The sequence below is a fragment of the Sorangium sp. So ce834 genome (genome assembly GCF_051521425.1).
Lineage (GTDB): Bacteria > Myxococcota_A > Polyangia > Polyangiales > Polyangiaceae > Sorangium > Sorangium cellulosum_D.
Map to the genome: position 1 here is coordinate 993,131 of NZ_CP150351.1, position 13,808 is coordinate 1,006,938.

The following is a 13,808-nucleotide window of genomic DNA, read 5'->3' on the forward strand; positions in this document are numbered from 1 at the left end:
GGGAGAGCTCCGCGCGCTCGGGCGCGCTCGGCTCGTCCCCGGAACGCGTCGGTACGACGCGGCGAAGCGCTATGACGATGTACCTGATAGCAGCGCTCGGCCTGGTCATCGGGATCGTATCGGCCATCCTCGGGGCCGGCCCGTCGATCCTCACCGTGCTGCTGTTGACCAACATCGCCGGGCTCGCGCTCCACCGCGCGGTCGCCACCTCGCTCGTGGCCGTCCTGCTGATGAGCCTCGCCGCCCTCGTCCCGTACGCCATGGAGAAGGCCGTCGTCTGGCGGTTCGCCCTCGCCTTCGGCCTCGCTTCGATGACTGGAGCCTACCTCTCCGGGCACATCGCGGGCGTGATCCCGGAGCGCGTCCTTCAGGTGATCTTCTTCATGGCCACGGTGGTGGCGTCCGTTTCCATGCTCTGGAAGCGCCCCACGCTTCCGCGGGACCAGGGCAGAAGGCGGCCGGGCTGGCAGACGTTGGCCGTGCTCGCGGTAGGGGGGGCCCTGGTCGGCTGCTTGACCGGCCTGGTCGGCCTCGGCGGCGGATTTGCCATCGTTCCCCTGCTCGTCGTGTTCGCGGGGACCCCCGTGCACGCGGCGATGGGCACTTCCATCCTCGTCATCGCGATGAACACGATGGCTGGTCTCGCCGGCCATCTCCCCCACCCGCCGGTCGATTGGCGGATCGCCGCTTGCCTGAGCGCCAGCGAGTGTGCAGGCAGCCTGGCCGGCGCCCGGCTATCCAGCCGCATCAGCGCGGCCGTGCGGCGTTGGGCGTTCGCCGGCCTCATGCTCGCGGCGTCCGTCTTGACGCTCGGACGAGCCATCCACGGATAGCAGCGCTCGCGAGCGCCGCGACGCCGCCGCGGCTGCGCAGAGCCCTGCCATCACCTCACGGCCGTCCGGCCGCCGGCTGCGCGCCAATGTGACATGTGGGCGCGCTCTGGCGGTGGGCTGCGCTCGTCGACCCCCGCTCACGCCACCAGCCCCGGCAGCGCCCCGGTGCACACGCCGGGGATCCCGAAGGTGGTCACGTCCTCCAGCCCCATCGCATTGCACACCGACACGAGCAGGTTGTTGTGCGGCAGGTCCGCGTACTTCAGGTAGCGCCCCATCTTGAAGTAGCCGCCCGCGCCGCCCGCGAGCACCCACGGGATGTCCCTGTACGTGTGCGTATTGCCGGCGCCGAGCTCGTTCCCCCAGAGCAACAGCGTATTGTCGAGCATCGAGCTGCCGTCCACCTCCTTGGCGAGCGCCAGCTGGTCCAGCACGTACGTCACCTGCTCGCTGTGCCACCGGTTGATCTTCACGAGCTTCTCGTTCGCGACCGCGTCGTCGTCGCCGGCATGGGACAGCTCGTGGTGCTCCTCGTTCACGCCGATCCAGGGATAGTATTGCCAGCTATCGGCGTTGGCCCACATGAACGTGGACACGCGGGTCATGCCGCAGATGTGCGCGAGCAGCATCAGATCGGTCTGCAGCCGGCCGACCTTCGGGTAGCTCTCCATCGCGCGCGTGTCGAACTTCTCCGGCATCGCGAGCGGCGTGCACGAGACCCCCGAGCTCTGCAGCCGCTGCTCGATGTTGCGAATCCCGCCGAGGTGCGCCTCGAGCCGCGCCTTGTCCTCGGCGCCGACGCGCGCCTGCAGCCGGCCGATGTCGTCCTTGAGGAAATCCAGCACGCTCTGGCGCTCGGCGATCAGCCGCTGGAGCTCCGTGTCGGACAGGTCCGCGTTGGCGAAGATGCGCGCGTACATCTGGAACGGGTCGTCGACCGCGATGTTCGGCTGGTTCGCGCCGCGGTACGAGATGACGCGGAGCGGCTCCTGCCCCTCGATGCGCACGCCGAACTCGAGCGACGGGAACTGGCTGTTCCCGCCAATCCGATGGGCGATGTGCTGATCCACCGAGATCCGGTCCGCCCAGCCGGCGGGGCCGCCCGCGCCGGTGAAGCTGCCGGCGAGCAGCGAGCCGCCCGTCAGCATCGCGCCGGGGCCCTTCATGTGCGGGCCACCGGGCTTGTTCGCGCTCGACACGCCGAGCTCGTCCTCGACCGTCGAATTCATGTGCACGCCCTTGAGCACCAGCATCTTCTGCTTGTGCGCCTCGAGTGGCTCCAGGATCGGGCCGAGCGAGAGCGGCGCCTCGTGCGCGTCCCCCGGCGGAAAGAACGCCGACGGCACCGTGCCATTGGCCGAGAAGATGCCGATGAAGCGCTTTGCGCCCGGCTGCTTCGCGTCCTGTCCGAACACCGTGGCGCTCCGCCAGATGGGGCTCGTCAGCGCGACGGTCAGGGCGCCCAGCCCGCCGAGCAGCTTGCGGCGGCTGATCTGGGTCCGGAGGTCGATCGGGCCTTTGCGGTTCATGGCATCTCCTTCGCGTGCTCGTCGATCGGACGGCGGTAGAGGAAAGCGTCCGTCTCCACGACGGCGCGGGGCAGCGCGTTCAGATCCTGACCGGCGGCCCTGAAGGTCTCGAGCAACCGCTCCATCGAGCAGCCATCCATCTCCTGCTCGAAGCGGGCGATCGCGAAGCGGAACCACTGGCGCGCCACGCACTCTTCCACCTCGGCGCTGCCCGCGAGCATTTCGCCGAGCTCCGCCACGCCCACGAAATCGCCGTTCATGTCGCGGGTGGCGACCACCTTGCCGCTCGCGTCGACCGGCTTGCCGCCGTCGAGCTCGCGGTAGCGGCCGAGCGCGTCGTAATGCTCGAAGCCGAAGCCGATCGGGTCGAGCAGCTGGTGGCAGCCGGAGCAGCTCGGGTCCACCTCGTGCTGCGCCAGCCGCTCGCGGGTCGAGCTGCTCGCGTCGACCTCGGGCGGCTTGGGGATGTTGGCCGGCGGGGCCGGCAGCTGCTGGCAGAGCAGCGCCTCGCGCACGAACCTCCCCCGGTAGATCGGCGAGCTCTCGGCGGGCTTCGCCTGGACGGCGAGCAGCGCCGGGAGCGTCAGGATGCCAGACGCGGTGCCGTCCGTGCGCTCGAGCGCCTGGAAGGCGTCGCCGCCGGCGACGCCGTAATACCCGCCCAGATCCTTGTTGTAGAAGACCGTCGTCGAGGTGAAGAGCGCGCGCAGGGCGCCGCCCTGCTCGTGGAGCACGTGGTCGAAGAAGGCGTCGGCCTGCCCGCGCAGCGACTCGCGGAACGACCGCGATTGCCACTCGGGGAAGGCGCCCTCGTCCTTCACCACGCCGACCAGGCCGTTCAGGTGCGTCCAGCTGCCGAGGAAGCGATGGAGGAGCTCCTTGCCGCGCTCGTCCTCGAGCATCCAGCCGACCTGCGCCGCGACGCCCTCCCGGGTGGTCAGGCTGCCGTCCTCGATGGCCTCGTTCAGCCGGGCGTCCGGCACGGTGCCCCACAGCGTGTAGGAGAGGCGAGCGGCCACCTCGTGCGGAGAGAGCTTCACGGCGCGCTCGCTCACCTTCTCGGGGGTGCCGATCTCGACGCGGTACAGGAAGCGCGGCGACTGCAGCATGCCGCGGAGGAGCATCTCGATCCCGTGCGCGTAGCTCGTCTCCGCGCCGACGCCGAAGAGCCCGAGGTGTCGATCGATGTCCGCCGCGTCCGTGATCGGCGCGCGGTAGGCGCGGGCGCCGAAGCGCACGACCATCTGGCGCGCGCACGCGCGCGGCTCGGCGCCGGCCTCGCAAGGCGCGATGTCGCCGAGCCGCGCCGGGTCGGCGGCGATCGCCGCGGCGATGACGTCCGCCGCGGCCTGGAAATGCTCGAGCTCGACCTGCGTCACGTCGGGCTGCACGAGGCCGAACGCCGACGCCTCGTTCGCGGGGCCGAGCGCCGCCTCAAGGCCGGCCACGTCGCCGACGAGGTCGCGCACGGTATTCAGGTACTGCTCCCGCGAGAGCAGGCGCATCGGCGAGGGCCCCGGATCGACGACGTTCGCGTCGCACGCGAGCGCCTCACCGGGGCTCCCCGGCCCCGGGCCGCCGCCGCTCGTGCCGCTCGCGCCGTCCCCGGGCGGCGCGCCGTCGACGCCTCCCAGGTTGCCGATGCACGCCGACAGCGCGAACGCCAGGGCGAGCACTCCCACGCTTCCGTGGACCGTGGATTTATCGATGGATAACGTAGTCATTCAGGGCTCCGCTCGGGGCTGCTGGCGACTCCGGGTGGGTGGCAGTCCAGCGCGGGAGCGATCACTTTTTTCGTCATCGAGACGTGGAGACGCCTCGATGGGGTGCGAAGAGGTGTGTCTTCGGTCGACGAGCTCCGACCCGATCCCGGGGAGCGGCTCGGCTCACGGCCCTTCGACGCGACAGCACACCCCGCAGTCGTAGGCGTCGAGCAATTCGCGTCCTGCACACTGGGCCTCGCCGCATTCGGTGCCCTGCAAGGCGCCGCAGCTCGGGAGGCATTCGCCGCCGACCTCGATCGAATGCGGGGGATCGCACGGCGTGTCGTTGCCCGGAGGCTCGTCGCCGTCCGGCGTGAAGTACAGCCGATCCAGCCGGACGCCGTCGGCGGCGTTCGCGAGGACGAGCTCGTGAGCCCCGGCCGCGAGGGAGAAGCGGAGCGGCTCGCCGTAGCGCGTGTCGTCGTGGAGATCGTCCCAGAACCAGATCTCGCCGACGCTGATGCGCCAGAGGGTCCACGCTCCGCCGTCCACCTGGAACCAGAAGCGGTTGTCGATCGCGTTCGGCGCGTAGATCCGCCCCCAGATCACGTATTCTGCCGCGCTCGGCGCCTCGAAGCGGTAGCGAGCGCGCGCGGGCCCAGGCGCCTCGCCCGAGCTCATCCCGTCGGGGGGCGAGAGGAAGCGGCCCCCGGAAGCGCGGCTGTCCTCGCCCACGGTGAAGCCGCCGGTCAGCACTCCGAGCTCCGCCTCGATGTAAGAAGCTCCGGAGACGACCGGCGCCCAGGCGCCGACCGAGGTGATCTCCGCGTCACACCCGGAGGCGGCGAGCCAGCCGAGCGCCGCGATGCGAGCGGCCGGCCAGCGCTTCACGGCGGATCCAGGAATCGCTTGAGCTTCGCGCTGTGGGGGCTATTGGGATACTGCTTGACGAAGGCCTGAGCGCGCCGCTTCGCTTCCTGCAGATTGCCGCGCGAGGCCAGCACGTCGATGGCGAGCACCTCGCGCTCCTGTCGGAGGACGCCGTTCGGGAACTGCGCGCGCAGGCGCTCGAGGGTCGCCGCGGCCGCCGCCGCGTCTCCGGAGCGCAGCTTGGCGCGCGCTTCCATGAGCAGCGCGCTCTCGGCGCGCAGCAGATCGGTCTCGGTCTGCTTCGGCCCGCTCGGCCTCCGGCTCGGTTCCCCCTCGATCTGAGCCTCCGGCCGCGGTTCGGGAGGCGGCGCAGGCTCGGCCGCCGTCGCGACCGGCGCTCGCGGCGCCACCGCCGATGCTTCCGGCGCGACCGCCGGCGCTCGCTCCGGGCCTGCCGCGCCGCGCGGCGCAGGCGGCTCGGCCGACGACGAGAGCGCCCAGTACCCTCCGCCGAGCGCCAGGCCGCCGCCCACGAGCACCGCCGCTGCCTTGAGCGCGAACGCCGGCGACAGGAGCGAACCGGCGGCCCCCTTCTTGGCAGCCGCCGCGCCGGAGCCCGCCGTGACGCCGACGGCCGCCGCCGCCGCGAGCTGGCTTGCGATGCCGCTCCACGCGCGCTCCTTCGCGCCCTCGGGCGGGCCCACGTGGCGCACGCTCCCCAGGAGCTCCCGCTCGAGCGGGTCCGCGCCGCCCTTGGCGCTCAGCAACCGTTCCGGATCCCCCATCACACCGCCTCCTTTCGGCCCGTGCCCTGTGCGAGGGCGAGGCGCTTGACCTCGCGCGAGAACGCTTCGCGCGCCAGGCGCAGGCGCGAGCGTACGGTGCCGACCGAAATCCCCAGCAGATCTGCGATGTCCTGGCCGGACATCTCCTCGAGCTCGAACAGGACGAACACGAGGCGCTGCGGCTCTGGCAGCTTGTTCAAGAGGGCTTCCGCCTCCTGCGCGCGCTGCCGCGACTCCGCGCTCTGCGCGAGCTCCTCGGACGCGCCGCCGTAGAGGTCCATCTCCGCGGCGTCCGTCGTGACCTCGCGCCGGAACCGCGCGGAGCGCCGGTAGTCGCTCGCCACCCGCTGGCAGATGGCGAAGAGCCAGGTCGTGACGAGCGAGCGGCCCTCGAACTCGGGGAGCTTGAGGTGCGCGGTCAAGAACACCTTTTGCGCCAGATCGAGCACGTCCGCCTCGCGCACGCCGAGGCGCCTGAGCGAGCACCAGACGAAGTTGAAGTGCGCGTCATAGAGGGCTCGAAAGCTGGGGTCCGGTGTGCTCATGCCCGTGACGTCCGGGTGACCTGCTCAGCGAGCGCAACGAACCGAACCCGCGAGCTCGGGCGCGGAACTGTACGGAGAATGGTGCGGAAACGATACCACTCGGCCCCCTTGTGGGGAGACGGGCCCGACCCGATCACAAAAAATCGCGCGTGTTCCGCGCTGCGGCTACGCTCGCGTCGTCCCGATGCGGAGGATTCGCGCTCTTTGCGTGGGTTTTTGTGCGATGCTGGCCGCAGCGGGGACCGCCAGGGCGCGCGCCGAGCCATTTCTGAGCGTGACGCGCGGTGCCGGCGCCGAGAGCTGTCCGGACGCGGCGCGCCTCATCGCGCGCGTCGAGCAGCTCCGGGGGCGACCGGAGACGGGTGCGAGCGGGGCCTACGCCGTCCGCTTCACCCGCGGCGACGACGGCTTCCGCGCGTCGATCCGGAGCGGGAGCGGCGCGCGCGAGCTGCGCGATCGCGGCGGCGGCTGCGCGGCGCTCGAGCAGGCGACGGCGGTGACGCTCGCGCTGCTGCTCGACTCCGACGCGCGGGAGCCGCCCTTGCAAGCGCCCGAGGCCGACGTGGGCGGCGAGCCCGCGCCAGCCCCCGGAGCGCCGGCGCCAGCCCCTGGAGCGCCGGCGGCTGCCGCTGGGGCGCCGGCGCCAGCCCCTGGAGCGCCGTCGCCCCAGGCTTCAGCGGCGGTGCCGCCCGCGCCGCCCGAGCCCTTGGGGGCCGGTGGGGGCGAGCGGGAAGGCGAGGCGTCAAGCCCGGAGGGCGGCGCCACGCGACTCACGCTGGCGGCCGGCGCGACCGGCCTGTTCGGCGTGGTGCGCCCCTTCGCGCCGGCGCTCTCGGCGGAGGTCGGCATCGGCGGCGCGCGATGGCGAGCGACGATGGGCGCGCTCTGGCTCGTCCCGCAGACGCTGAGGCACGGACCGGGCGAGCTCCGCGAAACGCTGCTCGGCGGCGCCGCGCGCGCCTGCTTCGCGGCCGCCGGCTCGGAGGCGCTGCGCTTCGATGTCTGCTCCGGCATTCACGCCGGCTGGCTCCAGGTCGCGGCGAGCGGCTATACGCGGAACGACGTCGCGGAGAAGGCGTGGCTGGCGGTGCCGCTCGAACTGTCGCTCTCGCGCCTCTCAGGTCCGCTCGGCTTCGACGTCGGCGCCGCCGCGCTGCTGCCGCTCCGGCGCAACGACTTCTCGGTGGATGGCGTGGGCGTCGCGTACAGCTCCCCGCCGGTCGGCGCGCTGGTGTCGCTCCGGGGGGTCGGGGTCTGGGTGCTGTAGGCGCCTGCCTCGGTCAGGGAGGGCGCGTGGGAGCTGACGGGCGGCATCGCACGGTCGTCCGTCGGTCAGCCGCTGCGAGACAGCGCAGCGGCCAGCTGCTCGGCCGTGCGCGCTGGGTCGCCGGTGCGGAGCGTGTCCCGGAGCAGCGGAATGGCGAAGGAGAAGATGCCGTCCTGCTCTATGAGGAAGCCGAAGAGCCTGAGCTCCTGCAGGGCGCTGTCGATCGCCGCCGCGGGCACCGCGCGGCCGAGGGCGTCGGCGAGGGCGCTCTCCGCGTCCGCCGCGGTGAAGTCGTCCCTGTCGAGCAATCGATAGACGAGCAGCTGCGCCTCGTCGCCGGCGTTGGACCGGAAGATGTCTCGGAGCGAGATGCCCACCTTCCGCTCGGCCTGCGCGAGGTGCCCCGCGGAGAGCACGAGATCGCCGCTGCCCACATCCCGGAGCACGTCGAGTTCGGCATCGCAGAGGACCTGCACGAAGCTCGGGTAGCCGCCGGTTCGCTCCGCGATCCGCGCGGGCAGCTCGGGATCGGCGTAGGCGACGCCGAGGCGCTGCATGGGCACGAGGGCGAGGTCGCGCGCGGCCTCGGGCTCGAGCGGCCCGAGCATGCGCACGCTCGCGAAGTTGTAGAGAGGGGAGCGCTGATTGAGCGACTCGCGATAGAGGAATAGATAGCCGGCCAGGACGAAGGAGCAAATCTCTTCGGCCTGGAGCGTGCGCATGGCGGCCAGCAGGGGAAATCCCAACGCTGCGTCTGCCTGAATCAACCCGTCGGCCTCATCGATGAGCACCACGCCTTTCCTGCCACCGTCCTGGAAGCGCGCGCGGAGCAGGTCCGCGAACGCGGTATCCGGATCGTGGTCGCGCGGCACGTCCGTCTTGAGTGTTCGGGCGAGCATGCGCGCGGCGCGTCCGTGGTCGGCGATTCCGAGCAGGTCGACGAAGACGGCGTCGACATCGGGTCTGCGGGCAGGGAGCTCGCGCAGCAGGCGTTTCAGGAGAGATGTTTTGCCGACGCGGCGAGGGCCGATCACGATGTGCTGGATGGAGCTCGCGAGCAGGAGCTCCTTGAGGAGCGCCACGCGGCCGAAGAACATCTGCTCGTCCTTCACCTCGCCCGCGGTGGCGTAGGGCGAGAGGGCGACGAGGCGGCGGGCGTGGAGCAGGCCCGCGAAGGTGTGCTGCGGATTCCGGGCGAAGAGCAGGGACTTGAGCTCGCGCTCGCCGAGGCGCAGGCTGCCCAGGTCGGCGGGGAGGAGGTCGCGCTCGACGTCGTCACGCGCCAGCAGCACGAACGGGAGCTCGAAGCGCTGGCCAGCTTCTTTGAGCGCCACCTCGAACGCGGCGCGCAGATGCGCCGGCTCCGCGCTCTCGGCCTCGGCGACATCGAGGGATACGAGGGCGACGGTGTGACCGCGCACCGGGGCCGGGTAGGGGAGGCGAGCGGCGAGGACGGAGAGGCTGTGGGGGCACGCCTGCACGGGCGCGGAGGCAGCGCCCTCCATGCCGAGGAGCTCGGCGAGCGCGCGGAGCTGCTTCGCGGCATTCGGGGCCGGCGACGCGAGCGCTTCGATGAGGGGAATGCGGGTCCTCGGCAGGCCGAGGTGAGACCAGCACTCGTCGAGCACGCGGAAGCGGCGCATGGAGGTGAGGGCCGACGGTAGGCTGGAGAGGGAGAGAGCCGCGAGCGAGGTGTGGAGGTGCAGGTTGCGGCGGTTGACGATCGCGATCGCGAGCGCAGCGAAGGCCAGCATCAGCCCGGCGGTCGTGAGGGCAATCCAGAGCACCCGGGCGATGAGCGCCTCATTCGAATCCACGCGGACGAACACCGGCCCCCTGGCGACCATCGACGCGACCTGGACGATGAGCTCACCGCTGGCCGTGAGGGCGAGATTGTCGATGGTGTCGCCTTGTGGGACGCCGTCCTCGGGCTTCAACATGTACGCCTCGTGCGTCTCAGGGCGGTACCCGATCACGAGCGCCGGCATGTTGCCCTGCCGATCGACGCCCATCCAGACGGTGTGCGGCTCGTCCGGAGCGATGGCGAGCCGCCGGATGGATCTCCGCCCCACCGCCATATCGGCCGTTGCGTGCCTGAAGCCGTCGTGGCGTTCGCCGACGCTGAAGGCGGCCTGATCTCTGGCGAGAAACAGACCCACGGAAGTTCCTGCCCACAGGCCGTCCTTCGCGCTGAAGGCGAGGGCGCGCACCTCGCTGCCGGCGAGTACGTTGTTGGTCTCTATCTCCAGCACCGCACCTTGAGCGGATACACGGAAAATTCGCGTTTTGGATCGATGCTGAGCCAGCGCGGGGACGAGGTAACGCTGTTCTGGGATCGCATTGTAAGCGACGAACACGCTGCCATCGTCAGCGGCCGCCAGCGCGTCCACCGGACCTATCGGTACCTGATCTCCCGTGAAATCTACTCGTTCAACATGAGGAGATCTGTTCCTCAGAGCCACCACGGCCAATCCTGCGGTGGTGCCGACCCAAACCCGGCTACTGCCTGTGCCAGGGACCGCGGCGAGCGCCGTCACCGTGTTCGAGGGCAGGCTGCCGTCGCCGGTTAGATGAAAGCTGTCCCCCTCTTCGTAAGAGAGTATGAGGCCGCTGAGATCTGTCCCCACCCACGTGATCCCGGAAGGCCCGGTGACCAGCGTGGTGATCCCGGTGCCTCTGGCGAGCGGGGGCAGGCTCGACCACTTTGGGTCTTCGGAGCCCCTGAGCTGGATGGTGGATAAACGCCCGAACTGCGAGATGGCGATGCTGTCGCCGTCGGCTGCGAGGGAGGTCCGCGCGGCAGAGATCGTGTGCGCTGTCCCGACCTCTTTCGTGCGGCCGAGCACGAGGCGGCTCGTCCCGGTCGTGGTCGCTACCCAGACGGCACCGCTCGCGTCTTGAGCGATCGAGAGGACGTCGTCTCCTGCGAGCCCATCCTTCACCGTGTAGGTCGACCAGGTGCGCGTCTTCCGGTCGAGCCGGATGGCGCCGTCGCTCCGGGTTCCGAACCACAGCGATCCGTCCGCCGCCTGCGCGATCGCTCGCACATCGGCATCGCGCGGCGCAGCCTCCTTCGCGTATTTGGTCCACGAGCCGTTCCTCTCGAGTCGGAGCGCTCCGGTCTTGGTGCCGAACCACATCGCTCCGTCGGCGTCACGCAGGATCGCCTGGATACTTCCCTTTATCGACGCCTCGTCGTCGTATGTGCTCCAGGCTCGGCTCCTGGGGTCGAACCGGCATGCTCCACGGGATGAAGTCCCGAACCACATCGCTCCGTCGGCGTCCTGGGCGATCGCCTGGACGTTGTTGTCGGCGAGCCCGTCTTTTGTCGTGTAGCTGACCCAGGAGCGCGTCTTCGGGTTGAACCGGCTCACGCCACGGCCGAGCGTCCCGAACCAGAGGGTGCCGTCGGCGTCCTGGGCGATTGCCTGTACGTTGTTGTCGGCGAGGCCATCTTTAGTCGTGTAGGTGACCCAGGAGCGCGTCTTCGGGATGAACCGGCTCACCCCGCCGAGGGACGTACCGAACCAGAGCGCACCATCCGCGTCCTGCGTCACGGCTTGTACGACTCCTTCGGCAGGGCCATTGTGGAGATGAGCAGACCAGGTTCGCGTTGCGGACTCGAACTGGCTTACACCTTCGCCCCATGTTCCGAACCAGATCGAGCCGTCGCGATCGGACGCCATGGTTCGGATGTAGTTGCTTGTGAGCCCGCTGTTGGTGTTGTATGCAGACCAGGAGAGCGCCTTCGGGTCGTAGCGGTGTACGCCCCCGCCCCATGTTCCGAACCAGAGAGAGCCGTCAGGCCCCTGAGCGATCGCCTGGATGTAATTGCTCGTGAGCCCGTTGTTGGTGTTGTATGCAGACCAGGAGAGCGTCCTCCGGTCGTGGCGGCGTACGCCTCTGCCCCACGTTCCGAGCCAGACAGAGCCGTCGGGGCCGTGCGCGATTGCCTTGATGTCGGCGTCGCTGAGGTCGTCTTCGGTGTTGTAGATCGACCAGGAGCTCGTCTTCGGGTCGAACCGGCTTACCCCACCGTTCGACGTTCCAAACCAAATGATGCTGTTGCGGTCCTGCGTGATTGTAAATACGTTGTTGTTGCCGATGTCGTTCTTCGTGTTGTAAATTGACCAGGAGTTGGTCTTGGGGTTGAGCCGGCTCGCTCCACGGCCGGCGGTCCCGAACCAGAGCATGCCGTCCCGGTCCTTCATGATCGACAGGATCTTGCTGTCGCCGGGGCCATCCTCGGCCGTGTAGGTTGACCAGGAGCGGGTTTGAGGAGCGAAGCGGGCGATCCCGCCGCTCGACAGCCCGAGCCAGAGGCTGCCGTCGCTGCCTTCCGCGATCGCGATGATGTTTTCCTCGACGAGCCCGTCCTCTGCCGTGTAAGTCGACCAGGAGCGGGTATAAGAGTCGAAGCGGGTCACTCCGCTGCCAGAGGTTCCAAACCAGGTTCCGCCATCGCTGCTCGTCGCGATCGCCTGGACATCGCTGATGCCGCTCTTGTTCTTGTAAATGGACCACGCGCGAGTTTGAGGATCGAAGCGGTTTACTCCGCCACCGGCGGTCCCAAACCAGAGCGTGCCGTTCTGATCGCTGTAGATGACGCTGCTCGCGCTCGGCGCCAGCTCGTTGGTCGGAGGCAGGTTCCAGGCTGCGAGCCGGGGATTCTCGACAGCTCGCGTGGCGCTGGCCTCCCTCGCCGGCTCGTCCGGGCACCCTGTGCCGAGCAGCAGCACCAGCGCCGCTGGCGCGACGGCCGCTTTCGCTGCCCTCATGACCATTCGGCCGCGAACCGCTGCATCGCGGGGGCCACCCAGTCCCAGTGCGTAGCGCCCGCGTCTCTCAGCACGCCGAGCCAGGCGAGCCTCTCCTCGCCCCTCTGGCACCGCGGCAGCGGCCTCTCCGCCACCCGCGCGAGCGCTCTCAGGACCTCCTGCGCCTCCGCGTCGCTCGCGACGGTCCGCCGCAGCCGGGCCAGGTGGTCGCTCGTCAGGATACGCGCCCTGAGCGCCTCGCGATTCGCGGCCCGCACGTCGTCCGCGTGCGCGTCGGCCAGCTCGCGCACGAGCGCCGGGTGGCCGCCCGTCTCGTCGCAGAGCACCTCCGCCGCCGCTGCGTCCCCGCCGCGCGCGCGCACGAGGTCGTGCACCTCCCGGCTCGACAGCGCGCCGAGCGAGACCGCGCTCAGCAGATGAAACGCCGAGAAGAGCCCACCGGATGCCGGCCGTGTGCGCAGCTCGTGCAGCTCCTGCCCGCCCCAGACGAGCAGCCTGAGGCCTCGGTCCGAGAGCCTCGCCATCATGTGCCCCCATCGCTCGAGCTGTGGCGCCGGCACCTGCGCCAGCCCGTCGACCACGAAGAGCAGCTTTCTCCTCGCCTCGGCGACAGGTCCACCGAGCAGGTCGTCCACCGCGTCCTCGAAGCGATCGATGACGCTGGTCTCGGCGCGAGCGTCCACGAAATGCCGCCAGGGCTCCGGCAGCGCCCAGCGCAGATCGCGCAGCAAGCGGCCATAGAACCGCTCCTCGTTCACGCCCTTGACTTCCGGCACGAGCCGCACCGGCAGGAGGGGCTCGTCCGGGCGCTGCAGCCGGTGGAGCACGTCGCCGGCGACCTGATGGGCCTCGAAGCCGAACGGCGCGAGCAGCGCGACGCCGACGCAGTCCGGTTTGCCCAGCCACTGCATGATCTCCCGCACCTTGTCGGTGCGCGTGACCTCGCCCTGCCCGAGCCGCTGCGACTGGCGGACGATCGCGGGCGACCGGGCACCCGCGATCGCGGTCACGGCGTCCCGGATACCCCGCGCGACGTCGGCGAACGCTTCATCCTCGTCCTCCCAGCTCTTCACCGGCCGTCCATTCTTGGGCAGCGCTCTCAGGTCGCCGAACGGGGCATGGCGCCAGTCGCAATCGCGCAGGAGCACGGGAACGACCTGCGCCTGCCGAGCCTCGTGGCGCGCCAGCGCGCGCGCCACATCGCCTTCGTAGCACGCCCTCGAGGCCAGGAAGTCCGAGCTGACGAGGAGCAACACCATGTCGGCGCGCTCGAGATGGGCCTCGATGAGCGCCTTGCACGCCTGTCCGGCGCCGACGTCGCCAGCGTGAAAGCTCCGGATCAGACCTTCGCCGCGAAGCGCGCTGAGGTGCTTCTCTAGCTTGGCAAGGAGCTCCCCGTCCTCGGGCGCGTACGAGAGGAACACCTCGATATGACGATCCTGAGCCGGCACGGGGACAGTATATACGACCTCGAGCGTTCCCACATCGCGGACCTCAT

The 13,808-nt window shown here is 70.2% G+C and carries 9 protein-coding genes; 2 read left to right on the forward strand and 7 right to left on the reverse strand.

The annotated features are described in order from the left end of the window. Positions 1–71 precede the first annotated feature (71 nt). Positions 72–833 (forward strand): sulfite exporter TauE/SafE family protein, encoded by a 762-nt coding sequence (locus WMF20_RS03720; protein ID WP_437610734.1) that lies wholly within the window; start codon positions 72–74, stop codon positions 831–833. A gap of 137 nt (positions 834–970) precedes the next feature. Here WMF20_RS03720 and WMF20_RS03725 read toward each other — a convergent pair whose 3' ends face one another. The 5 genes from WMF20_RS03725 to WMF20_RS03745 all read right to left on the reverse strand — a co-directional run bounded on the left by WMF20_RS03725 (position 971) and on the right by WMF20_RS03745 (position 6,265). Then, entirely contained in the window at positions 971–2,362 is a 1,392-nt protein-coding gene (locus tag WMF20_RS03725) for a DUF1552 domain-containing protein (RefSeq protein ID WP_437610736.1), read from the reverse strand. Further along, positions 2,359–4,086, reverse strand: coding sequence for a DUF1592 domain-containing protein (locus tag WMF20_RS03730; RefSeq protein ID WP_437610738.1), 1,728 nt, complete (start codon positions 4,084–4,086; stop codon positions 2,359–2,361). Before WMF20_RS03730 ends, WMF20_RS03725 begins: the two co-directional genes overlap by 4 nt. Before the next feature lie 162 nt (positions 4,087–4,248). Further along, a complete protein-coding gene (locus WMF20_RS03735; RefSeq protein WP_437610740.1) occupies positions 4,249–4,956 on the reverse strand; it encodes a hypothetical protein in 708 nt (235 codons plus the stop codon). Further along, entirely contained in the window at positions 4,953–5,720 is a 768-nt protein-coding gene (locus WMF20_RS03740) for a tetratricopeptide repeat protein (RefSeq protein WP_437610741.1), read from the reverse strand. Before WMF20_RS03740 ends, WMF20_RS03735 begins: the two co-directional genes overlap by 4 nt. Next, entirely contained in the window at positions 5,720–6,265 is a 546-nt protein-coding gene (locus tag WMF20_RS03745) for an RNA polymerase sigma factor (RefSeq protein WP_437610743.1), read from the reverse strand. The genes WMF20_RS03740 and WMF20_RS03745 overlap by 1 nt, the downstream gene beginning before the upstream one ends. Positions 6,266–6,539: 274 nt before the next feature. Here WMF20_RS03745 and WMF20_RS03750 point away from each other — a divergent pair, with 274 nt between their 5' ends. Then, positions 6,540–7,532: a hypothetical protein gene (locus tag WMF20_RS03750; protein WP_437610745.1), complete on the forward strand. Its 993-nt coding sequence runs from the start codon at positions 6,540–6,542 to the stop codon at positions 7,530–7,532. A gap of 65 nt (positions 7,533–7,597) precedes the next feature. Here the strand turns inward: WMF20_RS03750 and WMF20_RS03755 are convergent, their stop codons facing one another. Both WMF20_RS03755 and WMF20_RS03760 read right to left on the reverse strand, forming a co-directional pair. Further along, entirely contained in the window at positions 7,598–12,310 is a 4,713-nt protein-coding gene (locus WMF20_RS03755) for a two-component regulator propeller domain-containing protein (RefSeq protein ID WP_437610747.1), read from the reverse strand. Continuing rightward, on the reverse strand, positions 12,307–13,761 hold the full coding sequence (locus WMF20_RS03760) for a TIR domain-containing protein (protein ID WP_437610749.1): 1,455 nt from the start codon (positions 13,759–13,761) through the stop codon (positions 12,307–12,309). Before WMF20_RS03760 ends, WMF20_RS03755 begins: the two co-directional genes overlap by 4 nt. Positions 13,762–13,808: the final 47 nt, after the last annotated feature.

Coding starts and splice junctions, on each gene's coding strand:
- WMF20_RS03720 (WP_437610734.1), top strand. CDS start 72: ATGACGATGTACCTGATAGCAGCGCTCGGCCTGGTCATCGGGATCGTA.
- WMF20_RS03725 (WP_437610736.1), bottom strand. CDS start 2,362: ATGAACCGCAAAGGCCCGATCGACCTCCGGACCCAGATCAGCCGCCGC.
- WMF20_RS03730 (WP_437610738.1), bottom strand. CDS start 4,086: ATGACTACGTTATCCATCGATAAATCCACGGTCCACGGAAGCGTGGGA.
- WMF20_RS03740 (WP_437610741.1), bottom strand. CDS start 5,720: ATGGGGGATCCGGAACGGTTGCTGAGCGCCAAGGGCGGCGCGGACCCG.
- WMF20_RS03745 (WP_437610743.1), bottom strand. CDS start 6,265: ATGAGCACACCGGACCCCAGCTTTCGAGCCCTCTATGACGCGCACTTC.
- WMF20_RS03755 (WP_437610747.1), bottom strand. CDS start 12,310: ATGAGGGCAGCGAAAGCGGCCGTCGCGCCAGCGGCGCTGGTGCTGCTG.